This window comes from Pseudogracilibacillus auburnensis, from assembly GCF_003201975.1.
In the GTDB taxonomy this organism is placed as follows: Bacteria; Bacillota; Bacilli; order Bacillales; family Amphibacillaceae; genus Pseudogracilibacillus; species Pseudogracilibacillus auburnensis.
Genome location: NZ_QJJQ01000007.1, coordinates 133,658 through 156,451, shown reverse-complemented (window position 1 = coordinate 156,451; position 22,794 = coordinate 133,658). Strand labels below are relative to the sequence as shown.

At 35.2% G+C, this 22,794-nt stretch carries 18 protein-coding genes and 1 other annotated feature; of the genes, 12 read left to right on the top strand and 6 right to left on the bottom strand.

The window, feature by feature from the left end:
* Window positions 1-26 precede the first annotated feature (26 nt).
* Window positions 27-1,007, top strand: coding sequence for a porphobilinogen synthase (gene hemB, locus DFR56_RS11235; RefSeq protein ID WP_110395531.1), 981 nt, complete (start codon window positions 27-29; stop codon window positions 1,005-1,007).
* Window positions 1,007-2,305: a glutamate-1-semialdehyde 2,1-aminomutase gene (hemL, locus tag DFR56_RS11230; protein ID WP_377725769.1), complete on the top strand. Its 1,299-nt coding sequence runs from the start codon at window positions 1,007-1,009 to the stop codon at window positions 2,303-2,305. Before hemB ends, hemL begins: the two co-directional genes overlap by 1 nt.
* A gap of 486 nt (window positions 2,306-2,791) precedes the next feature.
* Here hemL and DFR56_RS11225 read toward each other — a convergent pair whose 3' ends face one another.
* Window positions 2,792-4,483, bottom strand: coding sequence for a methyl-accepting chemotaxis protein (locus DFR56_RS11225; RefSeq protein WP_110395530.1), 1,692 nt, complete (start codon window positions 4,481-4,483; stop codon window positions 2,792-2,794).
* A gap of 208 nt (window positions 4,484-4,691) precedes the next feature.
* On the opposite strand from DFR56_RS11225, the gene spoVID reads away from it, so the two are divergent.
* Complete coding sequence (gene spoVID, locus DFR56_RS11220; protein ID WP_110395529.1) at window positions 4,692-5,753, top strand: stage VI sporulation protein D; 1,062 nt, start codon at window positions 4,692-4,694, stop codon at window positions 5,751-5,753.
* Between the two features lie 50 nt (window positions 5,754-5,803).
* Here the strand turns inward: spoVID and DFR56_RS11215 are convergent, their stop codons facing one another.
* Complete coding sequence (locus tag DFR56_RS11215) at window positions 5,804-6,073, bottom strand: hypothetical protein (protein ID WP_425326636.1); 270 nt, start codon at window positions 6,071-6,073, stop codon at window positions 5,804-5,806.
* A 24-nt stretch (window positions 6,074-6,097) separates the two neighbouring features.
* Window positions 6,098-6,320 (top strand) — a binding site (T-box leader).
* 50 nt (window positions 6,321-6,370) lie between these two features.
* On the opposite strand from DFR56_RS11215, the gene DFR56_RS11210 reads away from it, so the two are divergent.
* Window positions 6,371-9,013, top strand: a complete 2,643-nt coding sequence (locus DFR56_RS11210; RefSeq protein ID WP_110395528.1) for a valine--tRNA ligase — start codon at window positions 6,371-6,373, stop codon at window positions 9,011-9,013.
* A 685-nt stretch (window positions 9,014-9,698) separates the two neighbouring features.
* Here the strand turns inward: DFR56_RS11210 and DFR56_RS11205 are convergent.
* The 4 genes from DFR56_RS11205 to DFR56_RS11190 all read right to left on the bottom strand — a co-directional run bounded on the left by DFR56_RS11205 (window position 9,699) and on the right by DFR56_RS11190 (window position 15,033).
* The gene (locus tag DFR56_RS11205) at window positions 9,699-12,179 is read right to left on the bottom strand and encodes an ABC transporter permease (RefSeq protein WP_110395527.1); all 2,481 of its coding nucleotides are present in this window, start codon (window positions 12,177-12,179) and stop codon (window positions 9,699-9,701) included.
* Window positions 12,172-12,846, bottom strand: a complete 675-nt coding sequence (locus DFR56_RS11200; RefSeq protein WP_244916489.1) for an ABC transporter ATP-binding protein — start codon at window positions 12,844-12,846, stop codon at window positions 12,172-12,174. The genes DFR56_RS11205 and DFR56_RS11200 overlap by 8 nt, the downstream gene beginning before the upstream one ends.
* Window positions 12,847-13,267: 421 nt before the next feature.
* Window positions 13,268-14,134 (bottom strand): ATP-grasp domain-containing protein, encoded by an 867-nt coding sequence (locus DFR56_RS11195; RefSeq protein WP_110395525.1) that lies wholly within the window; start codon window positions 14,132-14,134, stop codon window positions 13,268-13,270.
* Window positions 14,131-15,033: an ATP-grasp domain-containing protein gene (locus DFR56_RS11190; RefSeq protein ID WP_110395524.1), complete on the bottom strand. Its 903-nt coding sequence runs from the start codon at window positions 15,031-15,033 to the stop codon at window positions 14,131-14,133. Before DFR56_RS11190 ends, DFR56_RS11195 begins: the two co-directional genes overlap by 4 nt.
* 102 nt (window positions 15,034-15,135) lie before the next feature.
* On the opposite strand from DFR56_RS11190, the gene DFR56_RS11185 reads away from it, so the two are divergent.
* The 8 genes from DFR56_RS11185 to minD all read left to right on the top strand — a co-directional run bounded on the left by DFR56_RS11185 (window position 15,136) and on the right by minD (window position 22,659).
* Complete coding sequence (locus tag DFR56_RS11185) at window positions 15,136-16,407, top strand: bifunctional folylpolyglutamate synthase/dihydrofolate synthase (RefSeq protein WP_110395523.1); 1,272 nt, start codon at window positions 15,136-15,138, stop codon at window positions 16,405-16,407.
* Between the two features lie 117 nt (window positions 16,408-16,524).
* On the top strand, window positions 16,525-17,307 hold the full coding sequence (locus DFR56_RS11180) for an SPOR domain-containing protein (protein ID WP_110395522.1): 783 nt from the start codon (window positions 16,525-16,527) through the stop codon (window positions 17,305-17,307).
* Between the two features lie 182 nt (window positions 17,308-17,489).
* Window positions 17,490-18,182 (top strand): RadC family protein, encoded by a 693-nt coding sequence (gene radC / locus DFR56_RS11175; RefSeq protein WP_110395521.1) that lies wholly within the window; start codon window positions 17,490-17,492, stop codon window positions 18,180-18,182.
* 444 nt (window positions 18,183-18,626) lie between these two features.
* Entirely contained in the window at window positions 18,627-19,667 is a 1,041-nt protein-coding gene (locus DFR56_RS11170) for a rod shape-determining protein (protein WP_278250622.1), read from the top strand.
* 12 nt (window positions 19,668-19,679) lie between these two features.
* Window positions 19,680-20,555 carry a rod shape-determining protein MreC gene (gene mreC / locus DFR56_RS11165; protein ID WP_110395520.1) on the top strand — a complete coding sequence of 292 codons (876 nt, stop codon included), beginning with the start codon at window positions 19,680-19,682 and terminating at the stop codon, window positions 20,553-20,555.
* Window positions 20,556-20,557: 2 nt separating this feature from the next.
* Complete coding sequence (gene mreD, locus DFR56_RS11160) at window positions 20,558-21,085, top strand: rod shape-determining protein MreD (RefSeq protein WP_110395519.1); 528 nt, start codon at window positions 20,558-20,560, stop codon at window positions 21,083-21,085.
* An 88-nt stretch (window positions 21,086-21,173) separates the two neighbouring features.
* Window positions 21,174-21,869 carry a septum site-determining protein MinC gene (minC, locus tag DFR56_RS11155; RefSeq protein WP_110395518.1) on the top strand — a complete coding sequence of 232 codons (696 nt, stop codon included), beginning with the start codon at window positions 21,174-21,176 and terminating at the stop codon, window positions 21,867-21,869.
* Entirely contained in the window at window positions 21,862-22,659 is a 798-nt protein-coding gene (gene minD / locus DFR56_RS11150; protein ID WP_110395517.1) for a septum site-determining protein MinD, read from the top strand. The genes minC and minD overlap by 8 nt, the downstream gene beginning before the upstream one ends.
* Window positions 22,660-22,794 lie beyond the last annotated feature (135 nt).

Sequence of the window (22,794 nt, the reverse complement as noted above, 5' to 3'; positions counted from 1 at the left end):
GATTCACGTATATAGGAGGATTATGAATGGATACATTTTCTTTTAAGCGGCATCGTAGATTAAGGTCATCGGAATCATTGCGTGCTTTAGTGACAGAAACTACTTTAACGATAAATGATTTTATTTACCCACTCTTCATCGTAGAGGGAGAAAAAGTAAAGAATGAGGTCTCATCAATGCCAGGTGTTTTTCAAATTTCGCTCGATTTTCTTGAGGAAGAATTGAATGAACTTGAGTCGCTCGGTATTCGTGCAGTTATCTTATTCGGAGTGCCAAACGATAAAGACGAAATCGGAACAGGCGCTTATATCGAGGAAGGAATTGTCCAACAAGCGACAAAAGTGATTAAGCAATCCCATCCTCACATGCTTGTTATTGCTGATACTTGTCTTTGTGAGTATACATCACATGGTCATTGTGGCGTAGTCCATGAGGAAGATGTCCATAATGATGAATCATTAAAATTACTTGCTAAAACAGCTGTTTCACAAGCGGAAGCGGGTGCAGATATTATTGCGCCATCTAATATGATGGATGGTTTTGTCGTTGTTATTAGGCAAGCACTTGATGAAGCTGGATTTACACATATTCCAATTATGTCTTATGCGGTGAAGTATGCATCTGCCTTTTATGGACCATTTCGTGATGCGGCTGATAGTACACCACAATTTGGTGATCGTAGAACATATCAAATGGATCCAGCAAATAGAAGAGAGGCGTTAAAAGAGGCACAAACAGATATTGAAGAAGGAGCCGACTTTTTAATAGTGAAACCAGCACTTTCCTATTTAGATATTGTAAGAGAAGTGAAGGATCATACAAATATTCCAATCGTTGCTTACAATGTAAGTGGGGAGTATGCGATGATAAAAGCTGCCGCACAAAATGGATGGATTGATGAACAGTCGTTAGTACTTGAAATGTTTACAAGCATGAAACGTGCTGGCGCTGATTTAATTTTAACGTATTATGCAAAAGATGTAGCAACGTGGTTACAAAAAAATTAATGGTGGTGGAGAATGTGAGAAATTTTACTAAATCAATCGATGCGTACAAAGAATCAGTTGACCTAATGCCAGGTGGAGTAAATTCACCTGTTCGGGCATTTAAATCTGTTGGCATGTCACCAATTTTTATGGAGTCTGGAAAAGGGGCAATCCTTACAGATGTCGATGGGAATGAATATATTGATTATGTCCTTAGTTGGGGACCACTTATTTTAGGACATGCAGACGATCAAGTAGTCGAAAGTTTGAAAAAAGTAGCAGAAAAAGGAACAAGTTTTGGTGCACCGACAACACTCGAAAGTAAATTAGCAAAACTCGTGATGGAGCGGGTACCTTCTGTCGAAATGATCCGGATGGTCAACTCTGGAACAGAAGCGACGATGAGTGCGTTACGATTAGCGAGGGGATATACTGGTAGAGATATCATTTTAAAGTTTGAAGGTAATTACCACGGACACGGTGATTCCCTCTTAATTAAAGCTGGTTCAGGGGTAGCAACACTTGGGTTACCAGATAGTCCAGGTGTCCCTGAATCGGTTGCTAAGCATACGGTTACAGTGCCATATAATGATAAGGAAAGTGTTTCCTATGCCTTTGAACAGTTCGGGAAAGATATTGCTGCTGTTATCGTAGAGCCTGTCACAGGTAATATGGGTGTCGTTCCTCCACAAAACGGCTTTTTAGAACATTTACGCGAGGTAACAAAAGAGTATGGGGCACTGTTAATTTTTGATGAAGTAATGACAGGGTTTAGAGTAGGCTACCATTGTGCACAAGGACATTTTAATATTGATCCTGACCTAACTTGTTTAGGCAAAGTGATCGGCGGGGGATTACCGGTCGGTGCTTATGGTGGTAAAAAAGAAATAATGGAACGAGTGGCTCCAGCTGGGGATATTTATCAAGCGGGCACATTATCAGGAAATCCGCTTGCAATGACGGCAGGATATGAGACATTATCCCAGATTAAAGAAGAGACATACGATGAAATAAATCATAAAGTGGATACATTAGTTGCTGGGTATGAAAAAGCAGCAGATAAGTATAATATACCATTGCAAATTAACCGTGTCGGTTCCATGGTCGGAGTCTTTTTCACTGATCAAGCTATCGTAAATTTCGAAACAGCCCAAAGCTCTGATTTAGATCGTTTCGCAAAATATTACCGTGGAATGATTGAAGAAGGAGTATTTCTACCACCATCACAATATGAAGGCTTGTTTTTATCAACAGCCCATTCAGATGAACTTATTGAACAGACTGTGCAGGCGATTGATAAAGTTTTTGCAAGCTTATAAGTTGAAAGTACGAAAACGAGCGAGATTGTCTTCGCTCGTTCTTTTTTTTTACTTAGGGGTTGCTAAAGGCTGGCAAGGAAAAGGTACCTTATCATAAATCACTAGACCATCGTGTCTAACGGTGTTTCCAACAGAAATTGGAGCAATATTTAACGTGATAGAAGTGCAAGGATTTTGGCAGTCTTACTAAAAAAAACTTGCACATGCAATGAACTGTTCTAGTTGCCTAGAGCGAAAGTGACTGACTCGGCGGAATAACACAGTTGGTACACAGGCTAAGAGCGCGACGTCCTGGGACGGCGTCTACGCTCGTCCCATCAAAAACGATTTGTCACAATACCTAGGACTTCGCTTACTCGTCGCAATAAACAAGACTGAAGCGTGCCTACTAAAAAGCTGTCACATATCGCGGAAGACACCGATAGGATGGAATGCATTTTAGTTGTTCAGCAGACCCTACTTAATTGAATAATGAAATTGACTCATTTATTTTATTTTAAATACTTTTATTTGTTGTTGTAATTGTTGTGCCATTTTTTCAGCTTGATGAATGTTTTTAGAAATATCATCTGACATGGCTGCTTGCTCTTCAGCAGAAGATGAAACTTCTTCTGCAGCTGAGGATGTTTCTTCCATAATAGCCGAAATATTTTCAATCATCGATTGGACGCTTAACGCATTTGTATTTATTGCTTGTAAAATTGCTTGTAATTTACTGACATTCTCCTCTGTGTTTTGTGCTTGGTTTACAATCTGGTCTAAAGTAACGCCATTTTCTGATGCAGTATGTACTTGGTTTTCGAAATGATCCAAATTACTTTCCATTAAGGTAATTACTTCATTTGTTTCAGACTGTGTTTCTTTTATTAAATTTGTAATTCTCCCTGTTGCACTAGTAGTTTCTTCCGCTAATTTACGTACTTCATCAGCGACGACTGAGAAACCTTTCCCATGCTCACCAGCACGCGCTGACTCAATCGCTGCGTTTAAAGCTAATAAATTAGTTTGATCTGATATATCATTAATAAAATCAACTATTTCTCCAATTTGCTTCGACCGTTCACCTAGAGATTGAACATTTTTTGTAGCTCGTTTCATTTCCTGATAGGAATCTTTTAATTGTTCAATACTTTTATCAACTTTAACCTTACCATTTTGAGCTGTTGCAGTTGAGTTAGATGCGACTTCGAGCGTGTTTTTAACGAAATGATTCCCTTCTTCCACTTGAGTAGTCGTATCATGGATGGACGTTAATATCTGATTCGTATCAGTAGACTGTTGATCTACTCCACTAGCTATTTCATCGATGGAATAAGCTATTTGCTTCGATGATTCGCCCGTTTGTATGGCAATTTCACTAAGTTCTTTATTTGTATGCAGTAATTGATTCGATAAATCATGAATTGTTGAGACAAGTGAATGAAGATGAGCACGCATATGTTCAAAAGATAAGGAGACCCGCCCGAGTTCATCCTTTTGGTTCGTTTTTATTCTCTTGGATAGATCTCCATCAGCTATTAATTTTGTATTCTTTTCTAATGCTTTTAAATGATTTCCAATATTTTTTGAAATGATAAAACTCGCAATACTGGCTAAGATAAGTCCTATGATAAAAATGATGATCGTCATTTGGGCATTCTTTGCCATTTGTTCACTAATCTCTGTTATATCCTCTGATAAATAAGTTAGATTATTTTCCATGAATACATTAATTTTTTCATTTAGTTCTGCTGAATAGTCATCGAACGGCAACATTAGTTTGTTTCCTTCTTTAGGACCATTTTCTATATACCCGTTTGCCATGCTTTTACCTGTTTCATAGAAATCTTCAAAATCTCGTAAAAATTCATCTAATTGTTCCGTTTCGTTTTTTGTACTAATTTTTTTTAAATCTTGAATGATGGAGCGAAAACTACTCGCGTGCTTTTCTGCTTCATCAAATCCATCGTCAAGCCCGTCTAGTCCTCTTGTTGCACTAATATCTGTCAGAAATTGTTGAACTTGGACAACATCAATTTTTAATTGTTGTGCTTTTATCGCTTTTACATGGGAGTCATTTTTTATTGTCTCTAACATATCTTTAGAATGAAATAGTTGGTAAACAGAATAAATTTCAATACTTCCGATTACGATAAAAATGGAAATGAAAGTTAAAAATAATTTTCTCCTAATTGACATAAATATTCACCTGCTTGTGTAAGTAGATATAAAGTTCTAGTGTTTAATGACCATTTCCCAGTATACCATTAATGATGATAAGAACCACGTTAAATCTATGATAATTACTATTTTTAAGTAATATAAGGTCATAATCGTGTTATAAACAACATATATTTTTATCAATGTGATACGAATCGAATTCGTTTAAAAAAGGGAGGATTGTCTTTTGAAACAGAATAAAGATGTTATTACTTTTGAAGTAAATGAAACGTTATATTTTGAAAACGGACAAGAAATTGCTGAAATGCTGTCGATCTCTCTAGATCCTGAAATTGCTATTCAAACATACGATAATTACATTCAAGTGCGCGGGTTAATCCTATTACAAGGGGAATATATTAAAGCATCAGAAAAATCGGATCAACATACTAATTCATTTTTAAATGATGATTTAACTGGATATATAGAAAAAGTAATCGATACAGATGATAATGAAGCTTCATTTTCCCATCGATTTCCTGTTGAAATCACAGTGCCACCGTATCGAGTAGAAAATTTAGAAGATGTTACTGTGACGATTGATTCTTTTGATTATGAGTTACCTGATCAAGGAAAATTAAAAATTAAATCGACCGTACATATAAATGGAATTAAAGCTGATGCAAGCATCGTGCAGCAAGAAGAAAAGGTGTTCGATGAAAATGAACAGAAAAAACAAACTAAGAAGCTGCAGGAAATAAAGGATCTAGAATTAGAACAAAAAATGGAAGAGAATAAAACGGAAATAGATTCTGTAGCAGTCGCAGAAACGAATGAGATGAAAGAAAAAGGCAAAAATGATGTAAAAGATAAAACAATAATAGAAACAAATGTAAAAGAAACGGTTAAAGAAGATGTTAATGAAAAAGTTGATGATGAAATAATAGAAGAAGCGGTCGAAAAAGTAACAGAAGAAGTTGAGGAAGTGTCTCGCATGGAACATCATCATTTGGAAGAAAGTAATGATGAAAACGAGACGAATGAAATTGATATACAGTTAAACGAAAGTGAAGCAGAAGAGGATGATGAAGTGAAGGATGTTCAATTCCTAACTGATTTATTCGGTGGAGAAGAGGAAGAACAGTATTCAAAAATGAGAATATATATTACACAGGAAGAAGATACAATCGAAACCATTGCAAAACGGTATGAAATATCAGCGCTTCAGTTAATAAAAGATAATAATTTAGCAGGGGATAGTATTGAAGAAGGACAATTACTTCATTTACCAATCCCTTCAAAAGAATAGTATATAACCCCTTGCTATGCAAGGGGTTTTTACGTATACTGTATCAATATTTAAATCCATCGTAAATGAAAAGCGATGAAAATACCAATTAATATTCCGAGTAAAATCAAGTCAAATGTTGTTGTTAGAAACAGGGTGCGGATTAATTGAAAGATTAAGATCGGTAAAATAGCTTTTTCTAATACACATATACATTTATCCAACCATGGTGGGAATCGATATCTTGACACCCTAATCACCTCGCTTATCATACTATATGTATAAATTACTTCTGAACGTGCCAAAATAAATAATAAAAGTTGCAAAAATAAATAAATCATATTAAACTAATCTTAATTACATATGTAAATGTGATGAGAGGGAAGAGTATAAAAACCTATTTTTAAAGAGAGGAAAACAATTAGGTGGAAGTTTTCCAAAATAGTTTTTTAGAAGGTCGCCCTTGATACAGCTTCTTTGAATCATAGTAGAAGAAGAGCGGATCTTACACGTTACGTATAATGAGTGTGCAAGCTTATGCTTGTAAATGTAGGTGGTACCACGGAAATAATACTTTTCGTCCTTTTATTGGATGAAGAGTTTTTTTATTTAGTAGACGAAAATAGGAGGAAAGAATGATGAGTAAACAACAACTTCCCCCCAAATACGATCATAAAAGTATTGAGGAAGATCGGTATGGTTTTTGGCTAGAAGGGAACTACTTTGAAGCAACAGGAGATAAAAAGAAAGAACCTTTTTCTATCGTTATCCCACCACCGAATGTGACAGGGAAACTCCATTTAGGTCATGCATGGGATACGACGATGCAAGATACGATTTCTCGTATGAAGCGAATGCAAGGATATGATGTGTTATGGTTACCTGGAATGGACCATGCCGGAATTGCAACACAGGCTGTCGTTGAAGCGAAATTGAAGGAAAAAGGGAAATCACGTTATGATTTAGGACGTGAAAAATTTGTTGAAACGGTTTGGGAATGGAAAGAGGAATACGCTGACTTCATTCGAGAACAGTGGGGCAAATTAGGACTCGGTCTTGATTATACGAGGGAACGTTTTACATTAGATGACGGTTTATCTGAGGCAGTTCAAGAAGTGTTTATTCAATTATATGAAAAAGGGCTCATTTACCGCGGTGAATATATCATTAATTGGGATCCAAAAACAAAAACAGCTTTATCTGATATAGAAGTAATACACGAAGAGGTAGCTGGCAAGTTTTATCATATGCGCTACCCGATTAAAGATAGTGAAGACACGATTGAAATCGCGACTACCCGTCCTGAAACAATGCTAGGCGATACCGCTGTTGCAGTGCATCCTAAAGATGAACGTTACAAACATTTAATTGGCAAAAAAGTGATTTTACCAATCGTAGGTCGGGAAATCGACATTGTTGCTGATGATTATGTGGATATGGAATTTGGTTCTGGAGCGGTTAAAATAACACCGGCACATGATCCGAATGACTTTGAAATTGGAAATCGTCACAACTTAGAGCGTGTCCTCGTTATGAATGAAGACGGAACAATGAATGAAAATGCAGGTAAATATAAAGGGATGGATCGTTTCGAGTGTCGGAAAGCGATTGTGAAAGATTTACAAGAACAAGGTGTCCTTTTCGAAATAGAAGACCATACACATACGGTTGGCCATTCTGAGCGAAGTGGAGCAGTTGTAGAACCATACTTATCAACACAGTGGTTTGTTCATATGCAACCTCTTGCAGATGCAGCGGTCGAGTTACAGCAAGGCGAAAACAAAGTAAATTTTGTTCCAAATCGTTTTGAAGGTACGTATTTACATTGGATGGAAAACATTCGTGAATGGTGTATTTCAAGACAGTTGTGGTGGGGTCACCGAATACCTGCCTGGTATCATAAAGAAACAGGAGAAGTGTATGTTGGAAAAGAGGCCCCAGCAGATATTGAAAACTGGGAACAAGACAAAGATGTGTTAGACACGTGGTTTTCTTCTGCATTATGGCCGTTTTCAACCATGGGATGGCCGAATGAAAATAGTAAAGATTTTAAACGTTATTTCCCAACAGATGTGTTAGTAACAGGTTACGATATTATTTTCTTTTGGGTGGCAAGAATGATTTTTCAATCGCTTGAATTTACCGATGAAAAGCCGTTTAAAGATGTTCTTATCCATGGACTTATTCGTGATGCAGAAGGTCGAAAAATGAGTAAATCACTTGGAAATGGTGTCGACCCAATGGAAGTGATCGATAAATATGGTGCCGATTCTTTACGCTATTTCTTGTTGACTGGATCCACACCAGGGCAAGATTTACGGTTCCATTGGGAAAAAGTCGAGGCGACATGGAATTTCGCTAATAAAATTTGGAATGCTTCCCGTTTTGCATTAATGAATATGGAAGATCTAGCTTATGAAGACATTGATTTAACAGATGATTTAGCATTACCGGATAAATGGATTTTAACACGATTAAATGAAACGATCGAGCATGTGACAATGAATACGAATAAATACGAATTCGGTGAGGCGGGTCGTTATTTATACAACTTTATCTGGGATGATTTTTGTGATTGGTATATCGAAATGGCCAAAATTCCTTTATATAGTGAAGATGAAGCGCGTAAAAAGACGACTAGATCTGTCCTTGCCCATGTGCTGGATCAAACATTACGTATGCTTCACCCATATATGCCGTTTATAACGGAAGAAATCTGGCAACAGCTCCCACATGAAGGGGAATCGATAACGGTCGCTACTTGGCCACAGGTAGATGAACAATACCATGATGAAAAAGCTGCTGCACAAATGAATCGAATTATGGCAATCATTAAAGCGGTTCGTAATATTCGGGCTGAAGTGAATACACCAATGTCAAGAGAAGTAAGTATGTTTATTAAAACGAAGGATTCGGCAATCGTCGAAGAATTTGAACAAAATCGTCATTATATGGAACGCTTTTGTAATACGAGTGAACTCTTTATTGGTGAATCAGTCGTAGCACCTGAACAGTCAATGACTGCTGTCATTACTGGTGCTGAAATTTTTCTCCCGCTTGAGGGGTTAATTGATTTTGAAAAAGAAATTGCTCGCCTTGAAAAAGAATTAGAAAAGTGGGACAAAGAGGTTGCACTTGTAGAGAAGAAATTGAGCAATAAAGGATTTGTTGAAAAAGCGCCCGAAAAAGTGGTCGAAGCAGAAAAGAAAAAGCAAATTGAATACGAAGAAAAACGTCAAATGGTGCAAAAACGTTTGGAAGAGTTAAGAAATAATAGATAAAAGAACTAAACTGGTTAAGGAAAGCGAATATTCCTAATGACCAGTTTAGTTTTTTTACATGAATCAATTTCATAAATTCTAAATTAAATAAAAAATGCCAACAAATAGATGAAATATTAATTAAATGTTCGTCTATAGAAACTGCTTACTACTAAGATTGAAACGAAAGGTGGCGACTCCTGTGGGATAAAAGAGAGGGCACTGAAAAAGTCTCCCACGGTTAGCGCGCTTGTGTTCCATCCGAATCCACTACGCTTTCCACGGGCAACGCCTCAACTAACTTCATACGTTTTTCCAAAACGTATGAAGTGGATTTTCGGCTGTTGCTTTTCCCGTAGGAGTCTTCGTGGATTCGGTTTCCACACAAAAGGGGAAATACTGACTTTTTCTTTATCTCTCCATATATTGGATTTTTAAATAAGGGTGTTTTTCAGTGCCCTTATAAAAGGCCTAGTTGAGACTCTGTAACGAGCTATTAAAGGAAGACCGACCAAAACCGCCCTTTGCGGGCAACGTCGACATACCCCTTGCCGGGGCAAGGCTCAGCAGCCGCCCGCGGAAGGCGACCACCTGTAGTGGAAAGCGAATTTTCCTACAACCTAAAGATTGTTCGGATTTGCGCTCTACTAAATGAATTGTGAAATTCATTCTACATGTAGACTATTTCTTTAATACCTCTATATTATTACTCATTCTCCCGTAACAACGAGTAGATGGACTGTTTTTTAATTGCTGAGGCTAAAGCGACCATTCCTAAAGAAATGAAAATAAAGACTAGTATGGCAGACAAAGAAAAGTATTGTAAATAATACATTAGTGAGTTCTCTGTGTGATTGATCAAAACCGTATAGGAAAATATGGCAACTGCTAAAATGGTTGCAAGGATAAAATAAAGGATCATTTCATAATAAAGTAAGTAATAGATATCTTTTTTCTTCATTCCCATGGAAAGATAAATACCCCATTCTTTCTTTTTGAGTTTATATTTACTAAAGACGATCACGGTAATACTTACGATCGATAAAATCACAGATGTAATAAATGCTAACTTCCCTAATAAACCGACAAAAATTGAAATTCTTGCATCATTAGAGAAATCTAATGGTATATTTTGATAAAGGCTTCCGGGTGTTAAAGCGATAAGTTTATTGATGCTTGATTCTATTTCTCCTACCTGGGAAGTGCTAACATTATCATCTACATAGATATCAAGTTCATTATATCCTTGAAAGATTCCGTTTTCCATTGCAGTCTCTTGATCAAGGACAACAATTAAGCCATCCTCTTCTATTTGATAATCATGATCCAAATCAATCGAAAATGGTCCATTATATACATTTAAAATATCATACTCCCACTCGCTTATTTCATAACGACCATCTTCATCAAGCGTATTTCTAACAAAGGTAATTGGTTGATCGAGTAATATTTCATTAGAATCATCTATCGTATTAGGAATATACAAAATCGCTTTCCCTTTAAATTCTTGATAGTCTTTTTCCGGGTAAAGCATTAAAAATTCTTTCTCACTCAACAGCCTATACTTCACATTTGGAATGATTTGTTTCCCATCATATATACCATTATATGTATCATCAAATGCAACTTCTATTTCTTCGTTTTGAGTAATCCAATTTTCCAAAGAAAAAGATATAAACTTTTCATTTATCACCGGATGTAAATCTACTAAAAATGGAATTTTTTGAATATAACTAATCCCTGATCTACTCTCAAGTTCTTCTATATCTTTAAGTGAGAAGGTTAATCCTGGCTTCGTTAAAACGGTTAAATTATCAACTGTATTCGATGAATATATTTCTTGCGAATTTAAATAATATTGGTTTCGATTATCATCCCATAAGCCAATTGTTTCCTTTTCGACATAGATAGAAAAAATAATGATTAACAGTGAAAAACTGATCGTTACGATCATTAGTAAAGATTGTTTTGGATAAGTGAATGCTTGTATAACAATTTGTTTAATGGAAAAGTTATTGATTCGATCAACGAATGTTCCTTCTTTATACGGACTGATTCGAACATCTTTTAAGGATTCATTTATTGAATGTTTTTTTAGTCGTTTTATTGCTTGGACAGCATTCCAAATAGTTATTAAAAATACGATCAACATCCAAATCATTACTATTGCAAAGGTCGGAATGAAGTAAGATAAAGAATAATGACTAAGATGAAAGGTGTGATGAATAATCATGTAGTGAAAAAATATGATGAATGGAATCGCTATAATGAAACTACATAAAAATATGAGTACATTTTGTGAGAAATATATGATAAACAAACTTCTATCATTAGCTCCGACTGCTTTCAGTAATGATAATTTTTTCTGCTGACCAAAATGAAAGAAGTAAAATATACTATAAATACATAAAAAGGAAGTGATTAAGATAGCAATCTGAAAAATGAAGGAAATTACTGATATATGTTCATGATGTTCTAAAGCTACGTTATATAACCTACCATTATAAAATCCATTGTGATCATTTTCACCCAAAAAAGTATATGCTTTTTCTCTTTGTTCTTTTATACTTCCTTTTAATTTAATTAAGAATCTATTATTACTATTCTCCGTTAGACTATTTTGTTCCGATAGGATAATGTTAGGATAGTCATTGATTCCCTTTTCAAAATCTACCGGCACAGTCCATTTAGCAGAATAATCTTTTATAATACCAGTTAACGTCACGGATACACTTTCTCCACTAATAGTAATCTTTCTCTTTTCCCCTACTTTCCAGTTGGCATCTATTAGAGATAAATAAGTAGCCTCTATCGCGATTCCGTTCTCAATGATTGGAAAGTTCCCCTCGATTACTTCTAGCTTACCAAGCTCCTGAGCACTATGATCCATCGTTCCAACAGTTGCTAAATGTCCATCATGCAAGTCTACTGTTCCCAACAATTGGAACTGACCAATCTTTTCAACATCTTTATTGTTTGCTAACGATTGGGAAGATTCATTACTGTCTAATAACACAAGAGTTTGTTCACCATAATCTTGATAGCCTTGTTCTTTTAAGCCCAGTTTAATCGATTTTGATGCGGTAGAGATGGATGTAATAGATGTGAGTATAAGTGAAAGTGAAATACATAGTAAAACAAACCATTTTTTTCGAGAAAGTAACAGACGTATTCCTAATTTAAACATGTGAAGGTACCACCTTTAGTTGTCCATCCACCATCTTGTATTTAGTATGAGGAACATTTATTAAGTTTCTCTCATGTGTCACAATTACTAAAGCGTTTTGACGTTCTTTACTTAAATCTGACAGCAAGTCGACAATGATACTAGTTGTTTTATGGTCTAAGTTCCCAGTTGGTTCATCAGCAAAAATAATTTCAGGATTTGTTATTAAGGCTCGTGCAATGGCAACTCTCTGTTGCTCTCCTCCTGATAGATAGGCAGGCTTTTGATGTAATAGTTTTTTAATTTCAAGTTTTTTCGTTAAATCGTTTACATCCCATACACGACTTTTATCCGTTATAAACTGTAATGGTAATTCAATATTTTCTTTTACCGTTAGCTCAGGGATTAAATGAAAGGATTGAAATACAAAACCAAATGAATTCCCACGAATTTTTGCTTGATTGTCTTCCTCTGAATCATACAAGGATCTCCCTTTAAACATGACTTTTCCACTAGTTGGACTTTCCATTCCTCCTAATATACTGAGCAAGGTTGACTTGCCGGAACCACTTTTCCCTTCGATGACGTAAATTTTCCCTTTTTCAATGGAAATGTTCGTTTGTTTTACTACCGTATGTAAGTTAGCAAACGTCTTGCTAATATTTTTTGCTGTTAATAAAGTAGACAAAAAAATCCCCCCCCTTTATCAGAGCGAATTAGTAATGATACAATTCATCGCTATTTTGTAACATATACGTTAATTATTATATTATAATCCAAAATACAACAATAAAGCATAGTAATGTCATTTTAGAACCGAAAAGAAGAAATAAGCGAATCGATAATATTTGTCTTTTATAATTGATGTTACGGGATGGAAATATAAGGCTAGGACATCATTAAAATCAAATCTAATATAGAACAATGCATTCCTATTGAGTAAAGTATATTTCCGGTGCGGTGAAATATGTAGCTACCGTTGTTCAGATTGTTCTTTAGTCAAAACGCTTTTGTCCCAACCTTGATATATACAACAAAAATCTATTTATCAGGAAGCAATTCAAAACTGTGGAATTAAGATTTCTTAACTTGTTAAATAACTCCAGCTTCTAAGAAAATGCTGAATGAAGAAGTTGCTGTTTAATATACGTCACATATTTTTCAAGTAAATTAATGTTACTTACTTCACTCAAAATTCGAGAACCAACCACATCTTCAATTTCGTTAAATACAAGCTCATCTTGTTCATTAATTAAAAAATCAATTCCAACGAGGCCAAAATCAAAATGGTTCACTATTTTTTGTATTATCATCTTCTCCTTTAACGATAATTCATACAGAAAAGCTTGACCACCAAGTTTGAAATTTGCCCGAAAATCATGATCATTTTTTCTTAACACTGCACCAATAATTTCTTTCCCAATCACAAACACACGTACATCCTGTCCAAGCTTGACATTTGCAGCTTGAATAATGAATTCATTCGTTGTCAAAGCTTGAGTACAATGGCGCCACTCTTGTTCGTTTTGAATATAATGCACTTGCTTGCCACTTCGACCGGTTGCTTCTTTTACAACGATAGGATAAGGAAGTGGTGGATCGCTAGGTACAGCTGTTTTTGTCGCAAAATACGTAGTGACCATCGGAATCGATAATTTATTTATTTCTACATGTGTCCAAGCTTTATGATTACAAACTTGTGAAGTAGAAGCATTATTAAAAGTCATTACGCCACAAGATTCTAAATGCGCTTGTAGGGTTGGTTCAATCGTTCTAATTACCGCAAATTGTGGTAAGGTTACTCTTTTTCCATGTAAATAGACATCATATTGTCCTTCTGTAATACCGATGGATATATCTTCGCGAAAAATGAACTGTAAATCGATTGCTTGTTTTTTCGCTTCATGAATAAACCATTCGATATACGTATTATTTTCGACTGCAGCTGTTTTATCATAAATAAGCCAACCTTTCATTGTTCTCTTTCTCCTAGTCTTTTTTCGATATACTGAATGATGTCGGGAGCTACATTGACTCCTGTACAATCATATAAATTACGAATATGTGCATTTGAATTTACTTCACATACGATCCGTTCATTATTTTCGCCAAATAAGAGATCCACTCCAGCAAAATCAGCACCAATAGCCTTGGAGGCACGGATCGCAAGTGCTTTTTCCGCATCATTAGGGATATATGTTTCCATCTTTCCACCTGAAGTAACATTCGCACGAAAATCAGTATTTGACGTCCGTTTCATCGCTGTAATCACTTCATCACCAACGACTTGAAGACGTAAATCAACCCCATAACTTGTCTCAATAAATTGTTGAAACATAAATGGTCGATCCGCAATTTTTTCAACTTGCTCTTTCAATTCAACTACATTGGAAACGAAATAAACTTGTTCTCCAAATGATCCAAAAGCTTCCTTCATAATAAGTGGAAAGCCAAATTGTTCGATAATCGATTGAAAAAATAGATCATCAAAATGTACATGTAAACCAAATGTCTTTGGAGCAAAAACCGTCCGTGGAATCGGTATTTGTTTTGCGGCAAGCATCTGATATGTCTTTATTTTATCATCTGATATGTCAATTGCTTTTGCACAGTTAAAAACAGGAATATGCAGTAATTCTAATTGTTTCGCCAAATAAATATCTTTATCTGTATAAACAATATAATCTGGCAGTAGATCGTTTTTTAAAGAAATAATATTTATTTCTTGATCAAGAAAACTAACGATATCACTATTTGTATATAAAGTTGCTTCATGACCGTGAGCAATTGCCGCTTCTTGAATCATTTCAGCATAATCCCGGAATTTATTGCCTGGTAAAAAACCATTGTAAATAATCCAGCACGAAAGCTTCATTGTTTCTTTTTCCTCTCTGTATAAATTGCTCGAAGTTCACTATTATTGCTATAATCATTCTAACTCTTACATGTTATTTTACAAGAAAAAGTGGTGTGAAAAATGTTTCAATCATTAAGAGATGTAGAACAGTTTTTTCAAAAAAGAAAAGAACTCGGTATAAAACCTGGGCTCGATCGGGTCCATTTTTTATTAAAAAAGGTAGGTAATCCAGAACAATATCTACAAGCAGTTCATGTTGCAGGAACGAACGGAAAAGGTTCAACGATTCATTTGATTAAAAATGCACTTGTTCATCATCAGTATGTTGTCGGGCTTTTTTCTTCTCCTAGTTTTACTGGTATTCAAGGATACTTTTTAATTAACGATAAGGAAATAAAGGAAAAAGAACTAGTTTCACTTATGAATAAGCTACTTCCACATATCAATATGCTTGATCATCAAAATATGCATCCGACGGAATTTGAAATCATTACAGTCATTGCTTTTCTATATTTTAAAGATCGCGTTGACATCGCTTTAATTGAAACTGGAATGGGAGGACGTTATGATACGACAAATTGTTTCCATCCTGTATTGTCCATCATTACGAACGTTGAAAAAGACCATATGCAATTTCTAGGAGAAACAATTGAAGAAATTGCTTACCATAAAGCCGGAATTATTAAACATCACTCTCCAGTAATTGTAGGATCGCTTCACGAAGAAAGTGAAAAAGTGATCCAAAAGGAAGCAAAGGCATTAAATGCTCCGCTTTATCGATTGCAGGAAGAGTTTATCTACCATGTGGATGACAACAATATCATCAAATGGAGATATCGTGACGAATTGACGGTAAAGTTCTCATTGCAATTAAAAGGCCCCCACCAAATAGAAAATGCATCCCTTGCGAGTATGGCTCTACTGCTTTTAAATAAGGTAGGTTTTGCAATCGATTGGTCGTATGTCACTGAAAGTTTTCAAGAAACATCGTTACCTGGTAGATTTGAAATCGTGCACAAGCATCCGACAATTATTTTGGATAGTGCTCATAATGTTGCAGGAATTATGGCATTTTTACAAACAGTAGAGCAACATTATCCAAATAAACGTAAGCATCTTTTATTTGCTGGCTTTAAAGATAAACAGTTGGCCGAAATGGTAGACAAATTAAAAGGTCATTTTACATCTGTTGCTCTAACTACTTTTGACGATAAGAGAGCAGCCACGATACAAGAGTTACAAGCGTATTGTATTGGTCAACAGATAGAGATAAATTTGAGTTGGCAAAATGCTGTACTTGACATACTACATCCAAAACCTAACCAAAATGACGTTTATTTCATTACTGGTTCTTTACATTTCATCACATTGGTTCGGCAATTTTTAGTGTAAAAACGAAAATTGTCTCCTTTTTTGTAAAATACCTTACGACAAAAGAACGCTTCCTTTTTATATGATGTATGATAAACTTGCAAAAAATCGGTTAAATAATATAAAAAGGTGAGTGTTATGAATAAACAAAAAAAGTGGGTTAAGCGATCGAAGAAGAGTAATTTATTACCAAAAAAATCAAATATAGTGAACCTAAAAAATAAAAGGGACCATCCAATGATGAGTAGGAAAGCGAAGCAACTTATTTTTGCCATTTGCTCATCTTTATGTATCGGAACGATATTTGGTTTTATTACGTTACAAATGTCGAAGCAAGAAGATCCACATCATGCAACCATTTTAAATTCGTCTACGGGAAATGAACGAGAGGAAAAAAGTGTGAAACAGATTGAATCATTTCATGTATATGTCGTTCAAGGTGGCGTTTTTAGCGAGCAAGAAAATGCTAAACAGTGGGGCGGCAAATATGAAAAGTTGGATTTTCCGGCAGTTCCTTGGAAACGGGATAAAGAATTTTATTTATTTACAGGAGTGGCTGAAACAGCAGAAATAGCTAATCAATATGCGCAAGAAATGGACGAGCAAGGACTTGATGCCTATGTGAAAGAATGGGAAGTACGTGCAGTAAATAACGACTTATCAGAAACAGATCTTAACTGGCTGAACTCCTTTCTTGCCCAGTGGCAAAAATCATTACAATCAATAGGAAATGATCGTGTAATTGAAGAGTGGATAGATTTTACAGAAGGAGCACAAGGATTATCAGAACCTTTGCAAAAATTTAATGATACGATTACCCACCATATTCAAAAAATAGAAGCAAATGAAACGAATGAATACAAAGAACAACAAATTTTATTACAACTATTGCAAGAATATGAACAATTAACAAATGAATAGCACTTTTTAAAAATAGATATAAAATAGTAAAACTCTTCTATAGATACTATGTAAAACTGCTTTTTGCTTTAAGGTAAAACAGCTTTTCATCCACATAAAGAATAGAGAAAATAGTATTTTAGCTATTCGCATCATTTCACGGAACGATTTATGATAGAAGAAATGATCAAGGAGGATGAAAGATGTTGAGCAGTACAACGATTAAGATGAAAGATGTACCTAAAGAAGAAAGACCAAGAGAAAGATTATTAACATTTGGAGAAAGTCATTTATCCAACCAAGAAATTTTAGCAATTCTTATCGGTAGTGGAACGAAGACTGAATCAGTCATGGATTTATCTAATCGACTAATCATGCATTTTGAAGGGCTAAAATTGTTGAGTGAGGCGACTATTGAAGAATTAACTGCTATTAAAGGAATAGGTACTGCAAAAGGAGTGGTACTTTTGGCAGCTATTGAACTTGGAAAAAGGATCCAACAATATAAACCAGAAGAACGGTTTATTATCCGTTCTCCTGAAGATGGGGCCGAATATGTGATGGAAGAGATGAGGAATTTGAAGCAGGAGCACCTCGTTGTATTATTTTTGAACACGAAAAATCAAATTATTCATCGTCAAACTATTTTTATTGGTAGTTTAAATGCTTCGATCGTCCATCCACGAGAAATTTATCGAGAGGCTGTAAAACGTTCGGCTGCCTCGATTATTTGTGCACATAATCACCCATCTGGAGATCCAACCCCATCCCAAGAAGATATTCATGTAACTCGACGTTTAGTTGAGGCTGGTAAAATGATGGGCATTGAGCTTTTAGATCACTTAGTTATTGGTAATGATATATTCATCTCTTTAAAGGAAAAAGGATACTTATAGAGGTGGTTCAAAAAGTCCGGTAAAAATGATACTTCGCATTTCTTTGTTGGCTTGCTATACCGCTACTCACGTATCAAAATGCATACGCTCCGTTGCATATAGCTACGCCGCCTTGAACTGCTCGATCCTTTTTATCCTCCTTTTTGAACACGCACTTATAATGAGTTTGTTTAAAAAATTTAGATAAATTACATGGACATTGCATTCCTGTTAAATTTGCTGAATAGGATCGATTCGACGATAGAAATCCTATCATTTTCTCTCATTTTTTCGTATAATAAATAGTAGTGATTATGGAAAAGCGCCATTTTTCTGTTCATCATATGAAATTGGCGCTTTATTCAATTGAATAAAGAATACAAATTCTCGTGCATTATACACATAAATAATGTCTAACATGTAAAGATATATACATCTAGAATTCAGGAAGAGAGAGGGATTTTTTTGGCAATGTTTCGATTTTCGCAAGATTTAGGGATAGATTTAGGGACTGCAAATACGTTAGTGTTTTTAAAAGGAAAAGGGGTCGTTGTAAGCGAGCCATCTGTTGTTGCAATAAATAATGAAACAGGGAATATTACTGCTGTAGGAAGTGAAGCAAGAAATATGATCGGACGAACACCAGGAAATATTACTGTTGTCCGCCCGATGAAAGATGGAGTCATTGCTGATTATGATACGACTGCTACAATGATGAAGTATTACATACAAAAAGCAAGACAAAAAAGATCAAATCTAGGTACAAAACCAAATATAGTGGTCTGTGTTCCATCTGGAATTACGAAAGTGGAAGAGCGAGCTGTTATAGATGCTACCAAACTAGCGGGTGCAAAAGAAGCATTTCCAATTGCGGAACCATTTGCTGCTGCGATCGGTGCAGATCTACCTGTATGGGAACCGACTGGCAGTATGATTGTTGATATTGGGGGCGGAACGACAGAGGTTGCTGTTATTTCACTTGGTGGAATTGTGACAAGTAAATCTATTCGAGTTGCAGGAAATAATATGGATGAGGCAATTACTCAATATATTCGTCAAACATATAACTTAATGATCGGTGAAAGAACGGCGGAAGCAATCAAAATAGAAATTGGTTCAGCGATGGAACCGGAAGAAGATCATACAATGGAAATTCGTGGACGTAATTTATTAAATGGGTTACCTGAAACAATTAGTATCTCGAGTAAAGAAATTACGTTAGCATTAAAGGAATGTATCGATAAAATTGTCCATGCTGTAAAAACTACTCTAGAAAAAACGCCACCGGAACTATCTGCAGACGTAATGAATCGTGGGATTGTTATTTCTGGGGGAGGCGCATTATTAAATAATATTGATAAAGTGATAAGTGAAGAAACAGATATTCCAGTTTTTATTACAGAGAACCCGTTGGAAAGTGTAGCAATCGGAACTGGTAAATCATTAGATTATATCCAACATTTTCGTGATCATCCAAATGTCGCTTCACGTACTACAATTGAATAAGTAGGTGTATGTATGTCATTTTTTAGAAAAAAATCTTTGTTTATTTTATTAATTGGCATTATTTTGTTAGTTGTACTCGTAGGTTATTCGTTAACGAGTAGGGATAAATTATCAGCTCCCGAGAAATTTTTAATGGATTCAGTAGGGTGGATGCAAAATTTGATCCACCAGCCGGTAACATTTTTTGTTGATACCTTTCATAGCTTTGACGATATTAAAAATACGTACAATGAAAATAAAATACTCCGCGAAAAACTAGCAGAATATAAAACTTTAATCTATGAAGTGCAAGAAATGGAGAAAGAAAATGAAGAATTACGTAAAACATTAGATATTGTTGATTCACCTAGGGATTTTGAGCCAGTTTTAGCAAATGTGATTTCTAGATCGCCAGAGCGTTGGCTGGAACAAATAACTATTAATCGGGGAACAAAACATGGTGTCAGAAAAAACATGGCGGTTATGACCGTTGATGGAATGATTGGAAAAGTGACATCTGAATCGAATTTGACATCGACTGTACAATTAATTACTGGATTTGATCAACTAAACAGAATCTCTGCAAAGATTTCCCGCGAAGATAGTGATAATATTTTTGGATTAATCGAAGGATACGATAAGGAGAAAGAAGCACTAATTTTTCGTATTATTGAACAATCTGATAAAGATTTAAAAGAAGATGAACTTGTCGTATCATCGAATATGGGTGGCCTTTTCCCAGATGGATTGCCAATTGGTACGATTAAAGAGATTAACCCAGACCAATACGGGTTAACGAAAATAGCTTATGTGGAACCAGCCGCAAATATGTATGAGATTAACCAAGTGATTGTAGTAAATCGTGCATTGGAAACTACTGATAATATTGAAGAAGATGAGGAAGAATAGCGATGAAACGAATAATTTTTCCATTCATTTTATTTTTCTTACTAGTTTGTGAAGGAATTGCTCTTGATTTACTACCATCATCTCTTACCTCATCTGAGATATTAATCATTCCACATTGGGTACTCATTTTTCTTATTTTAATGGCAATGTTTTATGATACGAATGAGACATTTTATGCAATCATCTACGGAGTTATTTTCGGATTACTAATTGATGTTGTTTATACAGGTGTTTTAGGTGTCTATATGTTCGCGTACCCATTCACATTATATATCGTTCATATCCTAAAACGTTTATTACAAACGAATTTATCGATGACGATCATCATTACGATAGTAAGTATCTTTGTTACTGAATTATTATTATTACTCATCTTTTCAATTGTAGGAGTAGTGGAAATTTCAAAAGCGCACTTTTTTGTTCACCGTCTTTTGCCGACAATATTAGCAAATATTTTATTTTTAATTCCAATTTATCTACTATCAACAAAAAAGTTAATGAAATGGAGTAGTGAACAACTAGGAAAATAGTCATAAATCATCTATTTGTGTTACTATTTAATTATCCCAAATATATTCTTTTTAGCGTGTTGGTAACTCTCTTAAATGAGGTGAGATATTGAAACAAAAGGAAAAGCAGTTAATTACGATAAAAGGTACAAAAGAAGGGCTAATTTTTTATATAGATGATACAAGTTCTTTTCGAGATGCTTATGATGAATTGGAACATGTTTTATCAACGACCTCTTCTAAAGAGGATTCAGAAGACAAGGTCGTATCGGTTATTTTAAAATTTGGTTACCGTTACGTGACGGATGTGCAAAAAACGACGATAAGAGAGTTAATTGAAAAAGATAAACGTTTTATTGTGGAACGGTTCGATTCGGAAGTAATCAGTAAAAAACAAGCAAAGAATTGGTTCGATCAAAGTGAAGTAAAAGCGATTTGTCGGATTGTTCGCTCTGGTCAAGTGCTTGAGGTCATAGGAGATTTACTTTTAATTGGCGATGTAAATCCTGGTGGACAAGTAAGAGCCACTGGCAATATTTTTATTATGGGTAACTTACACGGTATTGCTCATGCCGGAAAGGATGGAAATGAAGAAGCTATTATAGCGGCATCCTATATGAATCCAAGTCAATTAAGAATTGCTACATTTATTAGTCGGGCACCAGACTATGAAAGTAAAGGTGTTTATATGGAATGTGGGTACTTAGATAAAGAAAATAATAAAATAGCTATTGACCGTCTTCAAGTGTTGCCATATGTACGAAAAGAATTACGTGGATTAGAGAGGAGAATTCATAATGGGTGAGGCAATCGTTATTACTTCTGGTAAAGGTGGAGTAGGTAAAACGACTACAACTGCAAATCTTGGCACAGCTCTCGCTTTAATGGATAAAAAGGTTTGTTTAATTGATACAGACATAGGTTTACGTAATTTGGATGTTATTATGGGGTTAGAAAATAGAATCATTTATGATATTGTTGATGTCATTGATGGAAGATGTAAATTATCACAAGCATTAATTCAGGATAAGCGCTTTTCAGATCTATTTTTATTACCAGCAGCGCAAACGAGTGACAAATCTGCCGTATCAAAAGAAGGCATGTTAGAGATTGTTAGCGAACTCAAACAAGATTATGATTATATTATTATTGATTGCCCAGCCGGTATTGAACAAGGTTTCCAAAACGCAATTGCTGGTGCAGATGCTGCCATTGTCGTAACAACACCAGAAAAGTCTAGTGTAAGAGATGCGGATCGAATTATTGGATTAATTGAGCAAGAAGACATGGAACGACCTCGGTTAATTATAAACAGAATTCGCAATCATATGATGAAAGACGGCGATATGTTACATATTGATGATATTGTCCAAATATTATCTATCGATCTATTAGGGATCGTTTCAGATAGTGATGATGTAATAAAAGCATCAAATAATGGAGAGCCAGTGGCTTTAAAGTCTAATAATAAAGCCTCTATCGCTTATCGGAATATTGCTAGAAGAATTTTAGGAGAAACTGTCCCTTTACAATCTTTAGAAGATAGTAAAGGAATGTTTCATCGAATGAAAAGTTTCTTTGGCATTCGTTCTTAATGGATAAGCAAGGGCTATCCTAATAAGTTATCTATAAAAGTAGAGATGCCACATTTGACGCTCTACTTTTTCCTTTTTAGGACAACACAATGCTTTTTTCGCTTTAATTTCATCCCTGTTAACGTAATATCACGT